General features: G+C 71.9%; 14 protein-coding genes. 7 read left to right on the top strand and 7 right to left on the bottom strand.

The genetic code is table 11. From position 1 onward, the window contains the following. Positions 1-158 precede the first annotated feature (158 nt). The 6 genes from AB0N14_RS20440 (at position 159) to AB0N14_RS20415 (ending at position 8447) form a co-directional block, all read left to right on the top strand. Positions 159-2543 (top strand): SulP family inorganic anion transporter, encoded by a 2385-nt coding sequence (locus AB0N14_RS20440; RefSeq protein WP_366027092.1) that lies wholly within the window; start codon positions 159-161, stop codon positions 2541-2543. A 415-nt stretch (positions 2544-2958) separates the two neighbouring features. Then, positions 2959-4914, top strand: coding sequence for an acetate--CoA ligase (acs, locus tag AB0N14_RS20435; RefSeq protein WP_366027091.1), 1956 nt, complete (start codon positions 2959-2961; stop codon positions 4912-4914). A gap of 197 nt (positions 4915-5111) precedes the next feature. Continuing rightward, complete coding sequence (nhaA, locus tag AB0N14_RS20430; RefSeq protein ID WP_366027124.1) at positions 5112-6587, top strand: Na+/H+ antiporter NhaA; 1476 nt, start codon at positions 5112-5114, stop codon at positions 6585-6587. Positions 6588-6651: 64 nt separating this feature from the next. Continuing rightward, a complete protein-coding gene (locus tag AB0N14_RS20425; protein ID WP_366027089.1) occupies positions 6652-7131 on the top strand; it encodes a phage holin family protein in 480 nt (159 codons plus the stop codon). Next, complete coding sequence (locus AB0N14_RS20420; protein WP_366027088.1) at positions 7128-8078, top strand: alpha/beta hydrolase; 951 nt, start codon at positions 7128-7130, stop codon at positions 8076-8078. The genes AB0N14_RS20425 and AB0N14_RS20420 overlap by 4 nt, the downstream gene beginning before the upstream one ends. A gap of 189 nt (positions 8079-8267) precedes the next feature. Next, positions 8268-8447, top strand: a complete 180-nt coding sequence (locus AB0N14_RS20415; protein WP_366027087.1) for a hypothetical protein — start codon at positions 8268-8270, stop codon at positions 8445-8447. 39 nt (positions 8448-8486) lie between these two features. Here AB0N14_RS20415 and AB0N14_RS20410 read toward each other — a convergent pair whose 3' ends face one another. The 3 genes from AB0N14_RS20410 to nth all read right to left on the bottom strand — a co-directional run bounded on the left by AB0N14_RS20410 (position 8487) and on the right by nth (position 11796). Then, positions 8487-9686 carry a MarP family serine protease gene (locus tag AB0N14_RS20410; protein WP_366027086.1) on the bottom strand — a complete coding sequence of 400 codons (1200 nt, stop codon included), beginning with the start codon at positions 9684-9686 and terminating at the stop codon, positions 8487-8489. A gap of 120 nt (positions 9687-9806) precedes the next feature. Then, positions 9807-10520 carry a CoA pyrophosphatase gene (locus AB0N14_RS20405; protein ID WP_366027085.1) on the bottom strand — a complete coding sequence of 238 codons (714 nt, stop codon included), beginning with the start codon at positions 10518-10520 and terminating at the stop codon, positions 9807-9809. A 136-nt stretch (positions 10521-10656) separates the two neighbouring features. Then, entirely contained in the window at positions 10657-11796 is a 1140-nt protein-coding gene (gene nth, locus AB0N14_RS20400) for an endonuclease III (protein ID WP_366027084.1), read from the bottom strand. 275 nt (positions 11797-12071) lie between these two features. On the opposite strand from nth, the gene AB0N14_RS20395 reads away from it, so the two are divergent. Further along, positions 12072-12746 (top strand): Crp/Fnr family transcriptional regulator, encoded by a 675-nt coding sequence (locus tag AB0N14_RS20395; RefSeq protein ID WP_103837943.1) that lies wholly within the window; start codon positions 12072-12074, stop codon positions 12744-12746. 148 nt (positions 12747-12894) lie between these two features. Here the strand turns inward: AB0N14_RS20395 and AB0N14_RS20390 are convergent, their stop codons facing one another. The 4 genes from AB0N14_RS20390 to AB0N14_RS20375 form a co-directional block, all read right to left on the bottom strand. Then, entirely contained in the window at positions 12895-13725 is an 831-nt protein-coding gene (locus AB0N14_RS20390; protein ID WP_366027083.1) for an MBL fold metallo-hydrolase, read from the bottom strand. A 25-nt stretch (positions 13726-13750) separates the two neighbouring features. Continuing rightward, positions 13751-14620 carry an NUDIX hydrolase gene (locus AB0N14_RS20385; RefSeq protein WP_366027082.1) on the bottom strand — a complete coding sequence of 290 codons (870 nt, stop codon included), beginning with the start codon at positions 14618-14620 and terminating at the stop codon, positions 13751-13753. A gap of 116 nt (positions 14621-14736) precedes the next feature. Beyond that, on the bottom strand, positions 14737-15204 hold the full coding sequence (locus AB0N14_RS20380) for a RidA family protein (protein WP_366027081.1): 468 nt from the start codon (positions 15202-15204) through the stop codon (positions 14737-14739). Then, a complete protein-coding gene (locus tag AB0N14_RS20375) occupies positions 15201-15362 on the bottom strand; it encodes a DUF4177 domain-containing protein (RefSeq protein ID WP_003981536.1) in 162 nt (53 codons plus the stop codon). Before AB0N14_RS20375 ends, AB0N14_RS20380 begins: the two co-directional genes overlap by 4 nt. Positions 15363-15463 lie beyond the last annotated feature (101 nt).

The following is a 15463-nucleotide window of genomic DNA, read 5'->3' as shown; positions in this document are numbered from 1 at the left end:
TTATATCAGATACCTTTCCTTTACCGTCCATTACGATCCATTTACCGAAGCAGTGAGACATCCCGCCGCTTATGCCGTGACCCACGGCCGCGCCCGACCCCTGGACCCCGCCGGGGCCACCAGTTCCGCGACCGCGCCGCACCGGAGGAGACGGGACCATGCCCGCCTGCATCCCCGCCCGCGCCGCCGACTCGACTCGGACGAAGCGCGTACACCCGCCCCACAGCCCCCCGCCCGCCCCGCCCCGCCGCTTCCGCGTCGCGGGCGCCGATCTGTCCGCCTCCCTCGCCGTCTTCCTGATCGCTCTCCCCCTGTCCCTGGGCATCGCCCTAGCCACCGGCGCCCCGCTCCAGGCCGGCCTCGTCGCCGCGGCCGTCGGCGGAATCGTCGCCGGCCGGTTCGGCGGCTGCCCGCTCCAGGTCAGCGGCCCCGCCGCCGGCCTCACCGTGGTCACCGCCGACCTCATCCACCGCTACGGATGGCGTACGACATGCGCCGTCACCGTCCTCGCCGGCCTCGCCCAACTGGGCCTCGGCTGCCTGCGCGTGGCGCGCACCGCGCTCGCGGTGAGCCCCGCGATCGTGCACGGCATGCTCGCCGGCATCGGCGCCACCATCGCCGTCGCCCAGTTGCACATCGTGCTCGGCGGCACCCCGCAGAGCGCCGTCCTCGACAACCTCCGGGCGCTGCCCGCCCAGTTGGCGCACCTGCATCCGGCGGCCGTGTCGGTGAGCGTGCTGACCCTGACCCTGCTCCTGGCCTGGCCACGGCTTCCCGGACGGACAGGGCACCTGCTGCGCCGGGTCCCGGCCCCGCTCGTCTCCGTGGCGGGCGCCACCGCGACCGCCTCGCTCGCCGGGCTGACCCTGCCCAGGGTCGACCTGCCGTCCTGGAGCAGCCACACCCTGGCCGGACTGCCCGAGGGCCCGGCGCTCGGCATCGCCGCCGCCGTCCTCACCATCACCCTGGTGTGCAGCGTGCAGTCCCTGCTCGGCGCCGTCGCCGTGGACAAGCTGGCGGCCCGGCGCCATCCGCACCTCGGCCGCTCCGACCTGGACCGCGAGCTGCTCGGACAGGGCGCCGCGAACATCGTCTCCGGAGCGCTCGGCGGACTGCCGATCGCGGGCGTCGCCGTGAGAAGTACGGCGAACGTCAACTCCGGAGCGGTCAGCCGGAACTCCACGATGCTGCACGGCGTTTGGGTGGTGGTGGCCGCGCTGCTGATGGTCCCGGTGCTCGAGCTGATCCCCCTCGCCTCGCTCGCCGCACTGGTGATGGCCGTCGGCATCCAGATGGTGTCCCTGCACCACATCCGCACGGTCACCCGCCACCGAGAGGTGCTGGTGTACGCCGTCACCACACTCGGCGTCGTCCTCCTGGGCGTCCTCCAGGGCGTGGCGCTGGGCGTGGCAGCGGCCGTCGCCGTCGCCCTGCACCGCCTCACCCGCACCCGCATCACCCACGAGCAGCGGAAGGGAGTCCATCACGTACATGTACGAGGCCAGTTGACGTTCCTCGCGGTTCCCCGGCTCAGCCGGACACTGCACCTGGTGCCCGTCGGGGCGGAGGCCGTCGTGGAGCTGGACGGGTCGTTCATGGACCACGCCGCGCACGAGTCGCTGCAGGACTGGCAGCGCACCCACCGCGCGCGGGGCGGCACGGTCGCCCTGACCGGCCGGGACGGCTCTCCGGTCGCGGTGCCCTCGCTGAGCTCGGCCCGGGCCGACTCGGGCGCGGAGTCCGCCGGGCCGTCGGCATGCCGGTGCCGGCCCTGGACGCCGTGGCGCAACCACCGGTGCGAACGCCCACCGACCGCGTCCGCAGGCGACGGCCCAGGGGCACCGGGCGAGGCCACCGGACCGAGCGGGCGGCAACTCGCGCACGGCATCAGCGCCTTCCAGCAGAACACGGCCCCGCTGGTGCGCGGTGAGCTGGCCCGTCTCGCGCGTGAGGGGCAGCGGCCGTCGCACCTGTTCCTGACCTGCGCCGACTCCCGGCTCGTCACCTCGATGATCACCTCGAGCGGGCCCGGCGACCTCTTCGTCGTCCGCAATGTCGGCAACCTGGTACCGCTGCCCGGCGCGGAGAGCGGGGACGATTCGGTGGCGGCCGCCATCGAGTACGCGGTGGACGTGCTCAAGGTGCGCTCCATCACGGTGTGCGGGCACTCCGGGTGCGGCGCGATGCAGGCCCTGCTCACCTCGGACGCGGACGGCGCCCAGACTCCGCTGAGGCGGTGGCTGCGGCACGGGCTGCCCAGCCTGGAGCGGATGGCCGACGACGAGGGGCCGTGGGCCCGGATCGCCGGGCGTGAGCCGGCCGATACGGTCGAACAGCTGTGTTTGACCAATGTGGTGCAGCAGTTGGAGCATCTGCGGGCGCACGAGTCCGTCGCCCGGGCGCTCGGCGAGGGCGCGCTGGAACTGCACGCGATGTACTTCCACGTGGGCGAGGCCCAGGCGTATCTGCTGGCCCCGTCCGAGGGCGGCGACGACGTCTTCAGCCGAGTGCGGGCGGCCGGGGACCTGCGCCACCCGGCGTGACACGGCGGTGCGGCGCGGACCGGGCCAGACCGGTCCGCGCCGCGCCGCGCCGCGCACCACCGTGACGACACCCCTCCCGGACCCCCTCCGAATCCCTCTGGACCCCCTCCGAATCCCCTCCGGCCCCTCCCGGACCCCCTCCGAATCCCTCTGGACCCCCTCCGAATCCCCTCCGGCCCCTCCCGGACCCCTCTGGACCCCCTCCGGCCCCCCTCCGGGCGAATGTGAGATGCGTCGCCGAACGAACCCGCCATGTGAACCGGGCGGGCGGCCCGCACGTGACCTGGGGCAGAACGTCCGCCGGCGGACCGCGACAGGTCTAAACCATTTTTCCGGTCGGCCCTTGTCACCGAGCCCTCCGGTCTGGTGAGCTGTGGCCTGGGACACAACGGACACCCTGGGAAAGGGAGATGTCGTGAGCAACGAAAGCCTGGCCAACCTGCTCAAGGAAGAGCGCAGGTTCGCGCCGCCCGCCGACCTGGCCGCCCACGCCAACGTCACGGCAGAGGCGTACGAACAGGCCAAGGCTGACAGGCTCGGCTTCTGGGCCGAGCAGGCCCGCCGGCTGACCTGGGCCAAGGAGCCTTCCGAGACGCTGGACTGGTCGAACCCGCCGTTCGCCAAGTGGTTCAAGGACGGCACACTCAACGTCGCGTACAACTGCGTCGACCGGCACGTCGAGGCGGGTCTGGGCGACCGCGTCGCCCTCCACTTCGAGGGCGAGCCCGGCGACAGCCGCTCGATCACCTACGCCGAGCTCAAGGACGAGGTCTCCAAGGCCGCGAACGCCCTCCTCGAGCTGGGTGTCCGCAAGGGCGACCGGGTCGCCGTCTACATGCCGATGATCCCCGAGACCGCGATCGCGATGCTGGCCTGCGCCCGCATCGGCGCCGCCCACTCCGTCGTCTTCGGCGGCTTCTCGGCGGACGCGCTCGCCACCCGCATCCAGGACGCCGACGCGCGTGTCGTCATCACCGCCGACGGCGGCTACCGGCGCGGCAAGCCGTCCGCGCTCAAGCCGGCCGTCGACGACGCGGTCGCGCGCGTGGACGACGTCGAGCACGTGCTCGTGGTACGCCGCACGGGCCAGGAGGTCGCCTGGAGCGAGGGCCGGGACATCTGGTGGCACGAGCTCGTGGACCGGCAGTCCGCCGAGCACACGCCCGAGGCCTTCGAGGCGGAGCACCCGCTGTTCATCCTGTACACGTCGGGTACGACGGGTAAGCCGAAGGGCATCCTGCACACCTCCGGCGGTTACCTGACCCAGGTGGCGTACACCCACCACGCCGTCTTCGACCTCAAGCCCGAGACCGACGTGTACTGGTGCACGGCGGACGTCGGCTGGGTCACCGGGCACTCGTACATCGTCTACGGCCCGCTGGCCAACGGCGCGACCCAGGTCATGTACGAGGGCACACCCGACACCCCGCACCAGGGCCGCTTCTGGGAGATCGTGCAGAAGTACGGGGTCACCATCCTGTACACGGCGCCCACCGCGATCCGTACCTTCATGAAGTGGGGCGACGACATCCCCGCGAAGTTCGACCTGTCATCGCTCAGGGTGCTGGGTTCCGTCGGTGAGCCGATCAACCCCGAGGCGTGGGTCTGGTACCGCAAGCACATCGGCGGGGACCGCACACCGGTCGTGGACACCTGGTGGCAGACCGAGACCGGCGGGATGATGATCTCCCCGCTGCCCGGCGTCACCGAGGCCAAGCCGGGCTCCGCGCAGCGGCCGCTGCCCGGCATCTCCGCCACCGTCGTCGACGACGAGGCGAACGAGGTGCCGAATGGAGGCGGCGGCTATCTGGTGCTCACCGAGCCGTGGCCGTCGATGCTGCGCACCATCTGGGGCGACGACCAGCGCTTCATCGACACGTACTGGTCGAGGTTCGAGGGCAAGTACTTCGCCGGTGACGGCGCCAAGAAGGACGACGACGGCGACATCTGGCTGCTCGGCCGCGTGGACGACGTGATGCTGGTGTCCGGGCACAACATCTCCACCACCGAGGTGGAGTCGGCCCTCGTCGCGCACCCGTCGGTCGCCGAGGCGGCCGTCGTCGGCGCGGCGGACGAAACGACGGGCCAGGCGATCGTCGCCTTCGTGATCCTGCGCGGTACGGCCGCGGAGACCGAGGACCTGGTGGCGGAGCTGCGCAACCACGTGGGCACCACGCTCGGCCCGATCGCCAAGCCCAAGCGGATCCTGCCGGTGGCGGAGCTGCCGAAGACCCGCTCCGGCAAGATCATGCGGCGCCTGCTGCGCGATGTCGCGGAGAACCGCCAGCTCGGCGACGTCACGACGCTGACGGACTCGACGGTGATGGACCTGATCCAGACCAAGCTCCCGGCGGCACCGAGCGAGGACTGAGAATCCCGGCCTCGACGGGGCGCTCGGCCGTACGCCGGGCGCCCTGTTGTCATCACCCTCCACACCCCTGAGGAGCATCGGAGCGTAATGATCAGGTAAAATAGTGGGCTCAAGGTGCGCCGGGAAGTCTGGTCGGCAAGCGGTCCGCACGTTCCGTGACGACCGCCCGTCTGCCGTACGACCCGGAGGTCCCTACCGTGGCCGCGTCCCGCACCCGAACCTTCCTCGGACGTCTGTCCCTGCCCGAGCGCACCTTCGTCGCGGACGCGCTGCGTACCGAGACCGTCGGCGGCGTGCTGCTCCTGCTCGCCGCGGTGGCCGCCCTGGTGTGGGCGAACACACCCGGCCTCCACAGCAGCTACGAGAGCGTCGGCCACTACCACCTCGGCCCCGCCTCCCTCGGCCTGAACCTGTCCGTCCAGCACTGGGCCGCGGACGGTCTCCTCGCGATCTTCTTCTTCGTCGCAGGGATCGAACTCAAACGGGAACTGGTCGCGGGCGATCTGCGCGACCCCCGCGCCGCCGCCCTTCCGGTGGTCGCCGCCCTGTGCGGCATGGCCGCGCCCGCGCTCGTCTCCACCCTGACCAACGCGGCCGGCGGCGGGTCCTTCGCCGGCTGGGCCGTCCCCACCGCCACCGACATCGCCTTCGCGCTGGCGGTGCTCGCGGTCATCGGGACCTCCCTGCCCTCCGCCCTGCGCGCCTTCCTGCTCACCCTGGCCGTCGTCGACGACCTGTTCGCCATCCTGATCATCGCGATCTTCTTCACGGACGGCCTGGACTTCGCGGCCCTCGGCGGCGCCGTCGCCGGCCTCGCCGTGTTCTGGGTGCTGCTGCGCAAGGGGGTGCGCGGCTGGTACGTGTACGTGCCGCTGGCCCTGGTGATCTGGGGACTGATGTACAACAGCGGCATCCACGCCACCATCGCCGGTGTGGCGATGGGCCTGATGCTGCGCTGCCACCGGCGGGAGGGTGAGGAGCGGTCCCCCGGGGAACACATCGAACACCTCGTACGCCCCCTGTCGGCGGGACTCGCGGTGCCGCTGTTCGCCCTGTTCAGCGCGGGCGTCGCGGTCTCGGGCGGGGCGCTCGCGGACGTGTTCACCCGGCCGGAGACTCTCGGTGTCGTGCTCGGCCTCGTCGTCGGCAAGGCGGTCGGCATCTTCGGAGGTACGTGGCTGACGGTCCGCTTCACCCGGGCCTCGCTGAGCGAGGGCCTCGCGTGGGCCGACGTGTTCGCGGTCGCCTCCCTGGCCGGTATCGGCTTCACCGTCTCGCTGCTCATCGGCGAACTGGCCTTCGACGGCGATCCGGCGCTTGGGAACGAGGTGAAGGCCGCCGTCCTCACCGGATCGCTGATCGCGGCCGCCTGCGCGACGGTGCTGCTGAAGATACGGAACGCCAAGTACCGCGCCCTGTGCGCGGAGGAGGAGCGCGACGACGACCTGGACGGCATCCCGGACATCTACGAGGAAGACGACCCGGGGTACCACCTGCGCGTGGCCGAGATCCACGAGCGGAAGGCCGCCGAGCACCGCAGGCTCGCGGCGCTGAAGTCGGCCGGGCGCGGCACGGACGCCGGTCCGCCTGCCGCAGGCGCTGACGCTGACGCTGATGGCACGCTTGCCGAAGTGGCGGGCAGGGCAAGCGAGGAGAACGAGCGTCCGGCATGATCTGACACATCACCACACTCCGCAGCGTCCGCGGAGCCCGTACGCAGAGAGCAGGGAGAACGCGATGAGCGCACCCGACGGCAGCCCGGTCGGTGCCGAACGCAGCATCGGCCAGCTGTTCGCCTCGGCGACGACCGAATTGTCCGCACTGGTGCACGACGAGATCGCACTGGCCAAGGCCCAGCTCAAACAGGACGTCAAGCGCGGCGCGATGAGCGGCGGCGCGTTCTCGGCCGCGGGCGCGGTCCTGCTGTTCTCGCTGCCGATGCTGAACTTCGCGCTGGCGTACGGCATCCGGACGTGGAGCGGCTGGAACCTGGCCGTCTGCTTCCTGCTCTCCTTCGGCGCGAACGTGGTGGTCGCCGGCCTGCTCGGGCTCATCGGCCTGGTGTTCGCCAAGAAGGCGAAGAAGAACAAGGGCCCGCAGAAGGTCGCCGCGTCGATGAAGCAGACCGCCGGCGTCCTGCAGAACGCCAAGCCGCACCCGCGTGAGCCCCAGCAGGCCGACAAGGCGGTCGAACCTGTGGCACGCTCGTCCTCATGACGGACCCCGCCACCCCTTCGGCGCAATCCCCCTCGGTCGTACGACTCGACGTCCCCGGCGGGAAAAAGGTGACACACCGGGACGTAGCGGCCAATGGCGCACGCTTCCACATCGCCGAACTGGGCGACGGCCCGCTGGTCCTGCTACTGCACGGCTTCCCCCAGTTCTGGTGGACCTGGCGGCACCAACTGGTGGCGCTGGCCGACGCGGGCTTCAGGGCCGTGGCGATGGACCTGCGCGGAGTGGGCGGCAGCGACCGTACGCCGCGCGGTTACGACCCCGCGAACCTGGCGCTCGACATCACCGGGGTCGTACGGTCCCTGGGCGAGCCCGACGCCGCGCTCGTCGGCCACGACCTGGGCGGCTACCTGGCCTGGACGGCGGCCGTCATGCGCCCCAAGCTCGTACGGCGGCTCGCGGTCGCCTCGATGCCGCATCCACGGCGCTGGCGCTCGGCGATGCTCGGCGACGTCAAGCAGTCGTCCGCGAGTTCCCACATCTGGGGACTCCAGCGGCCCTGGATCCCCGAGCGCAGGCTCACCGCCGACGGCGCCGCTCTGGTGGGGCAGCTGATCCGGGACTGGTCGGGACCCCGGCTGCCGGACGACGAGGCCTTGGAGGTGTACCGGCGCGCCATGCTCATCCCGTCGACGGCGCACTGCTCCATCGAGCCGTACCGGTGGATGGTGCGCTCCCTGGTCCGGCCCGACGGCATCCAGTTCAACCGCCGCATGAAGCGGCCCGTACGGGTACCGACCCTGCATCTGCACGGCTCGCTGGACCCGGTGATGCGGACCAGGAGCGCGGCCGGGTCCGGCGAGTACGTCGAGGCGCCGTACCGCTGGCGGCTGTTCGACGGTCTCGGGCACTTCCCGCACGAGGAGGACCCGGTGGCGTTCTCCTCAGAGCTGATCAACTGGCTGAAGGACCCCGAACCCGACCGCTGATCCGCCGCCCGACCATCCGGAATCGGCCTGTCGGCCGGAACGCGGACGGAATCGGCCGGTGACTCGGCGCATCCGCCCGCTATCCGGACGAGAACGCCTGTTCCACGAACGGCCACATGCCCGCCGCATAGGCCAATTGGGCGGCCCGGAAGCGGTTATCGACCTTGGGGCGGGGGCAGACGTCCGGGTATGGGCTGGACGCACGACTACAGTGACGTGGCACGCAACCGCCGCTCGGCCGCCGCGCCGGGCTCCCACCAGAGGGGCGCCCCGCAACTGGCGGGCACGGACACCCAGGTGGGGATCCCCCGCATTCTGCGCCGCCGGGTCCGCTGGGTCTCGGTCCGTCTGCGCCACCCGCGCGGCTGAGCCGGCGCCCGTCCACGGCCGCTCCTGGCCCGCCGGGCCTCACAGGGCGCAGCTGTCGCTGTCCACCTGCTGGTTCGCCGCACGCCCCTGGGCGATGTCCTGACGGACCTCGTCCGCCGTCAGCGCGTACCCCGTGTTGGCGTCGTCCAGGGACTTGGCGAACACCACCCCGTAGACCCTGCCGTCGGGGGTGAGCAGCGGGCCGCCGGAGTTGCCCTGGCGGACGGTCGCGTACAGCGAGTACACGTCGCGGCGCACCGTGCCGCGGTGGTAGATGTCGGGGCCGTTGGCCGTGATGCGGCCGCGGACGCGCGCGGGCTGGACGTTGTACGACCCGTTCTCCGGGAAGCCCGCGACGATCGCGCCGCTGCCTCCGGTGGCGTCCGTGGACGCGAACTTCAGCACCGGGGCGTCAAGGTCGGGCACGTCCAGTACCGCGATGTCGCGCCGCCAGTCGTACAGGACGACCTTCGCGTCGTACTTCCGTCCCTCGCCGCCTATCTGCACGGTGGGCTCGTCGACGCCGCCCACCACGTGCGCGTTGGTCATCACACGGCGGTCGCCGAAGACGAAACCGGTGCCTTCGAGGACCTTGCCGCAGCTCTGCGCCGTGCCCATCACCTTCACGATGGAGCGCTGCGCGCGCACGGCCACCGCGCTCCTGGCGAGGGCCGGGTCGGGCGGCTGGACCTCGTTGATCGGTTCGTTCGCGAACGGGCTGAAGACCTGCGGGAAGCCGTTCTGCGCGAGGACCGAGGAGAAGTCCGCGAACCACGGGTCCGCCTGCGCCGGCAGGGCGCGGGAGACGCCGAGGAGCACCTTGGAGCCGCGGACCTCCCGGCCGAGCGTCGGCAGCGTCGTACCGGCCAGGGCCGAGCCGATCAGCCAGGCGACCAGGAGCATCGCCACCACGTTGACGAGGGCGCCGCCCGTGGCGTCCAGGGCGCGCGCCGGGGACCATGTGATGTATCGGCGCAGCTTGTTGCCGAGGTGGGTGGTCAGGGCCTGGCCGACGGAGGCGCAGACGATCACCACGACGACGGCGACGACGGCGACGGTCGTGCTCACCTTGTGGTCGCCGGTAGCCCGGTCCCACAGAAACGGCAGCAGATAGACCGCGACGAGACCGCCGCCCAGGAAGCCGATCACCGACAGGATGCCGACGACGAAGCCCTGGCGGTAGCCGACGACCGCGAACCAGACGGCGGCGACCAGCAACAGGATGTCCAGCACGTTCACTGCTTCAAGCCTCGCCTCGTCACGTTCCGGTCGCCGTCGTCCGGCCGGGGACACGGCTCACCGCGCGGCGGCACGGCGGCACGCCGCTCCCCGGGAAAACACAGCACGGGGGTCACCTTGTCATGCGCGCCAGTCGAGCGGGACCTGCTTGTCGCGGTCCCAGGGGCGCTCCCAGCCGGCGTAGTGCAGCAGGCGGTCGATGACACCGGCCGTGAAGCCCCAGACCAGGGCCGATTCGACCAGGAATGCCGGACCTCGGTGGCCGCTGGGATGGACCGTGGTGGCTCTGTTGGCCGGATCCGTGAGATCCGCCACGGGCACGGTGAACACCCGCGCCGTCTCGTCCGGATCGACGACACCCACCGGGCTCGGCTCGCGCCACCAGCCGAGGACCGGTGTCACGACGAAGCCGCTGACCGGGATGTAGAGCTTGGGGAGCACGCCGAAGAGCTGCACGCCGGCCGGGTCGAGCCCGGTCTCCTCCTCGGCCTCCCGCAGGGCCGCCCGCAGTGGTCCCTCACCCTTCGGGTCGCCGTCCTCGGGGTCGAGGGCGCCACCGGGGAACGAGGGCTGCCCGGCGTGCGAGCGCAGCGAACCGGCGCGCTCCATCAGCAGCAGCTCGGGACCGCGCTCGCCCTCCCCGAACAGGATCAGCACGGCCGACTGGCGCCCCGCGCCGTTCTCCGGCGGCAGGAAACGGCTGAGTTGGAGGGGCTCGACGGTCCGTGCGGCCCGTACGACCGGGTCGAGCCAGTCGGGCAGGCCCTCCGTGCTCAGCCGCAACCGCCCGCCGTCCGTGTCGTGCCTGTGGCCCGTGTTGCTCGCGTGCGTCATCGCCACCCCCGTTCTGCCGATCCCAACGCCCGCGGTACCACGGATCGTTCCGCGCATCCCTCGTGTGGGTGTCGCACCCCGCGGCCCGCCGCGACACGTCCCTCCCCCGGGCGGCGTGCCGCACCGCGCACGGCCGTCATCCGGCGCCCAGCGGCGGGGCCGGCTTTCCGCCCGCGTCCAGATACGCCTGCGGGGGCTTGAGCCGCTGGCCGGGGAAGCCGCCCTTCTCGTACTTCAGCAGCTTCCTCGCCTTCTCCGGGTCGGTCTCGCCCTCGCCGTAGGCCGGGCAGAGCGGGGCGATCGGGCAGGCGCCGCAGGCCGGCTTGCGAGCGTGGCAGATACGGCGGCCGTGCCAGATCACGTGGTGGGACAGGTCGGTCCAGTCACTCTTGGGGAAGAGAGCGCCGACGGCCGCCTCGATCTTGTCCGGGTCGGTCTCGTCGGTCCACTGCCAGCGGCGCACGAGCCGCTGGAAGTGCGTGTCGACGGTGATACCGGGGCGGCCGAAGGCGTTGCCGAGCACCACGAAGGCGGTCTTGCGGCCGACACCGGGCAGTTTGACGAGGTCTTCGAGGCGGTCGGGGACCTCGCCGCCGAACTGCTCCACCAGGGCCTTGGAGAGCCCTATGACCGACTTGGTCTTGGCCCGGAAGAACCCGGTCGGGCGCAGGATCTCCTCGACCTCCTCCGGATTGGCCGCCGCGAGGTCCTCCGGGGTCGGGTACTTGGCGAAGAGCCCCGGGGTCGTCTGGTTCACCCGGAGGTCGGTCGTCTGCGCGGACAGGACCGTCGCGACGATGAGCTGGAAGGGGTTCTCGAAGTCGAGCTCGGGGTGGGCGTACGGGTACACCTCGGCGAGCTCGCGGTTGATACGGCGGGCACGGCGGACGAGGGCGGCGCGCGACTCGCTCGTGGGGGGCTTGGCGGCGACGGTCTTCGCGGGGACGTTCTTGACGGCGACGGTGCCGTCGGCGGCGACGACCTCGGCGTGGGCGGGTTTCCTGGGGGCCCTCCTGGCCGGGGCCTTCTTCGCGGCGGCCTTTTCGGCGGGGGCCGCCTTCTTCGCCGAGGCCGCCTTCTTGGCGGGAGCGGCCTTCTTCACCGCAGCGGCCTTCTTGGTGGGAGCGGCCTTCTCCACCGCAGCGGCCTTCTTGGTGGCGGCCGTGGACTTCCTGGTGGCCGTCTTCGCGGCAGGGCGCTGCTCCGGCGCCTCCTCGGGCGCCGTCTTCGCCGTCTTTGCCGTTTTCCTTCCGCCGCCGGGGCCCTGTTCGCCCATAGCGGAATCGCGACGTGCAACCACCCGTCCAGCTCCCTTGGCCTGTGCTCTCACCGGCGATTTGGACACCCGGCCAGCCTAAGGCCCTGCACCGACATCCGCCCCGCACCCGGAAGATCAGCCTCCAATTGGGCCCCTGCCGCTTACCCCGGCCTCTCGGTGCGGCATCCTTGTGACAGATCACACTGTTTGGACCGTCCGGCAAAATGGGGAACACGGTCCCCTGGTATCCGGGGGAGCAAGATCCCCTGAGCAGGTCGACAAGGAGAGAACTCGTGGACGACGTTCTGCGGCGCGCCCCGCTCTTCGCGGCGCTCGATGACGAGCAGGCCGCGGAGCTCCGCGCCTCCATGAGTGAGGTGACCCTCGCCCGCGGCGACTCGCTGTTCCACGAGGGCGACCCCGGTGACCGCCTTTATGTGGTCATGGAAGGCAAGGTCAAGCTCCACCGCACGTCCCCCGACGGCCGCGAGAACATGCTGGCGGTCCTCGGCCCCGGTGAGCTGATCGGCGAGCTGTCGCTGTTCGACCCGGGCCCGCGTACGGCGACGGCCACCGCGTTGACCGAGGTCAAGCTGCTGGGCCTGGGCCACGGCGACCTCCAGCCGTGGCTGAACGCGCGGCCCGAGGTGGCCGCGGCGCTGCTGCGCGCCGTCGCCCGGCGGTTGCGCAAGACCAACGACCAGATGTCCGACCTGGTCTTCTCGGACGTGCCGGGCCGTGTGGCCCGCGCCCTGCTGGACCTGTCGCGCCGGTTCGGCGTGCAGTCCGAGGAGGGCATCCACGTCGTGCACGACCTCACGCAGGAGGAGCTGGCCCAGCTGGTCGGCGCGTCCCGCGAGACCGTGAACAAGGCGCTGGCGGACTTCGCCCAGCGCGGGTGGCTCCGCCTGGAGGCGCGGGCCGTGATCCTGCTGGACGTGGAGCGGCTGGCGAAGCGGTCGCGCTGACGCTCGGCCTCGGCCGTACGGCTCCGGGTCCCGTCTCTCGGTGAGGCGGGGCCCGTTGCCTCCACCGGGCTGCCGCCCCAGAGACCCGCTCAGGCCTGAACGGCGGAGTACGCGCGCGTGCACGGCGTCAGAACCCCGCGCCCAGGGCTCAGATCAGGCCGTGCTCCCTCAGGTAGTCCAGCTGTGCCCGCACCGACAGCTCCGCCGCCGACCACAGGGAGCGGTCCACGTCCGCGTACACATGGGCGACGACCTCGCTCGGTGTGCGGTGGCCGTTCTCCACCGCCGTCTCGACCTGAGCCAGGCGGTGGGCGCGGTGGGCGAGGTAGTACTCCACGGCGCCCTGGGCGTCCTCCAGGACGGGCCCGTGACCCGGGAGCACCGTGTGGACGCCGTCGTCGACCGTGAGCGACCTGAGGCGGCGCAGGGAGTCGAGATAGTCCCCCAGGCGGCCGTCGGGGTGTGCCACCACCGTCGTACCGCGGCCCAGGACGGTGTCGCCCGTCAGCACCGCCCGGTCGGCCGGGAGGTGGAAGCACAGGGAGTCGGAGGTGTGGCCCGGCGTCGGCACGACCCTCAGTTCCAGGCCGCCGACCGTGATCACGTCCCCGTGGCCCAGCCCCTCGTCGCCCAGGCGCAGCGCGGGGTCCAGGGCGCGTACCTTCGTGCCCGTCAGTTCGGCGAACCGGGCGGCGCCCTCCGCGTGGTCGGGGTGGCCGTGGGTGAGCAGGGTGAGCACGACCCGCTTGCCGGACTTCTCGGCCGTGTCGATCACGGTGCGCAGGTGGCCCTCGACGAGCGGTCCGGGGTCGATCACCACCGCCTGCTCGGAGTCGGGTTCGGAGACGATCCAGGTGTTGGTGCCGTCCAGTGTCATCGCAGACGCGTTGGGCGCGAGGACGTTCACCGCGCGCGTGGTGGCCGGGCCGGAGAGGACCGCGCCACGCGGCCGGCCGGGGAGGGCTGCGGCGTCCGTCATGCCAGGGCACCTTCCGTCACGTGGGTCATGCGGGCGCCTGGCCCGTCGGGATGTGCTTGGTGAACTCGTCGTGGCCTGGCCAGGACAGCACGATCCGGCCGTCCTCCAGGCGGGCCGTGGCCAGGACGGGGGTCAGCTCGCGGCCCGGCGCGGCCTTCAGCGCCTCGGCGGCGGTCGCGCAGCCGATCAGCTGGCGCAGGGTCGCGATGGTGGGCGGCATCATCAGCAGCTCGCCCTTGTCGTACGCGGCCGCCGCCTCGGCCGGGCGGATCCACACCGTGGTGTCGGCCTCCGTGGAGGCGTTGCGGGTGCGCTGCCCCTCGGGGAGCGCGGCCACGAAGAACCAGGTGTCATAGCGGCGGGGCTCGAACTCCGGGGTGATCCAGCGGGTCCACGCACCGAGCAGGTCGGAGCGCAGGACCAGCCCTCGGCGCTCGAGGAACTCCGCGAACGACAGGTCGCGGGCGACCAGGGCCGCGCGATCCGCCTCCCAGTCCGCGCCCGTGGTGTCGCCGACGACCGTGTCCGGGGCCTGGCCGGCGAGCAGCACGCCCGCCTCCTCGTACGTCTCCCGTACGGCGGCGCAGACGATGGCCTGGGCGGACGTCTCGTCGACGCCGAGGCGCTGAGCCCACCACGCGCGCGTGGGGCCCGCCCAGCCGATCCTCAGGTCGTGGTCGCGCGGGTCGACACCGCCGCCCGGGTAGGCGTACGCGCCTCCGGCGAACGCCATGGAGGCGCGTCTGCGCAGCATGTGGACGGCGGGTGCGCCGCCGTCGTCCCTGAGGAGCATGACGGTGGCCGCGCGCTTCGGAGTGACCGGGGTGAGCGTGCCCTCCGCGAGCGCGCGGATCCGCTCTGGCCACTCCGGGGGAAACCACTGCCCATTCGCCATGGGCGGAGGCTATCCCGTAGTGAGCAGATGTTCGAGAGGCGACGATCGCCCGCCGAGGGACGTCGTCCTCGCCCTCTCCAGGACGTCATCGCCCTCGCGTGGCCGGCGAGGGTCGATCACGCCTGCGTCAGCTCCACCTGGATCTCCACCTCGACCGGCGCATCCAGCGGGAGCACCGCCACGCCGACCGCGCTGCGGGCGTGCACGCCCTTGTCGCCGAGGACCTCGCCGAGCAGTTCACTGGCGCCGTTGACGACACCGGGCTGGCCCGTGAAGTCGGAGGCCGACGCCACGAAGCCGACGACCTTCACCACGCGCGCGATGCGGTCCAGGTCGCCCGTCACGGACTTGACCGCCGCGAGCGCGTTCAGCGCGCACGTGCGGGCCAGCTCCTTGGCCTCCTCGGCGGTGACCTCGGCGCCCACCTTGCCGGTCACCGGCAGCTTGCCGTCCACCATCGGGAGCTGCCCGGAGGTGTACACGTACGGCCCCGACTGCACGGCGGGCTGGTAGGCGGCGAGCGGCGGCACGACCTCCGGCAGGGGCAGGCCCAGTTCGGCGATCCGGGACTCGACCGCGCTCACGCCTGCTTCTCCCGCTTCAGGTAGGCCACCAGCTGCTCGGGGTTGTTCGGCCCGGGCACGACCTGGACGAGCTCCCAGCCGTCCTCGCCCCAGGTGTCCAGGATCTGCTTCGTGGCGTGGACGAGCAGCGGTACGGTGACGTATTCCCACTTGGTCATGGGGCCGACTGTAGCCGCTGTGGCCCAAGGGGCACTCGGTCGGCCACCATCGTGCCCACGACCTGGCGGAAAGCCGGGCGGAACGGCCGCCGCGGCCGCCG

Source organism: Streptomyces sp. NPDC051104 (genome assembly GCF_040682835.1).
GTDB classification, from domain to species: domain Bacteria; phylum Actinomycetota; class Actinomycetes; order Streptomycetales; family Streptomycetaceae; genus Streptomyces; species Streptomyces cynarae.
Note: the sequence above shows the minus strand (reverse complement) of the source record. Positions and strands in the feature narration are given on the sequence as shown.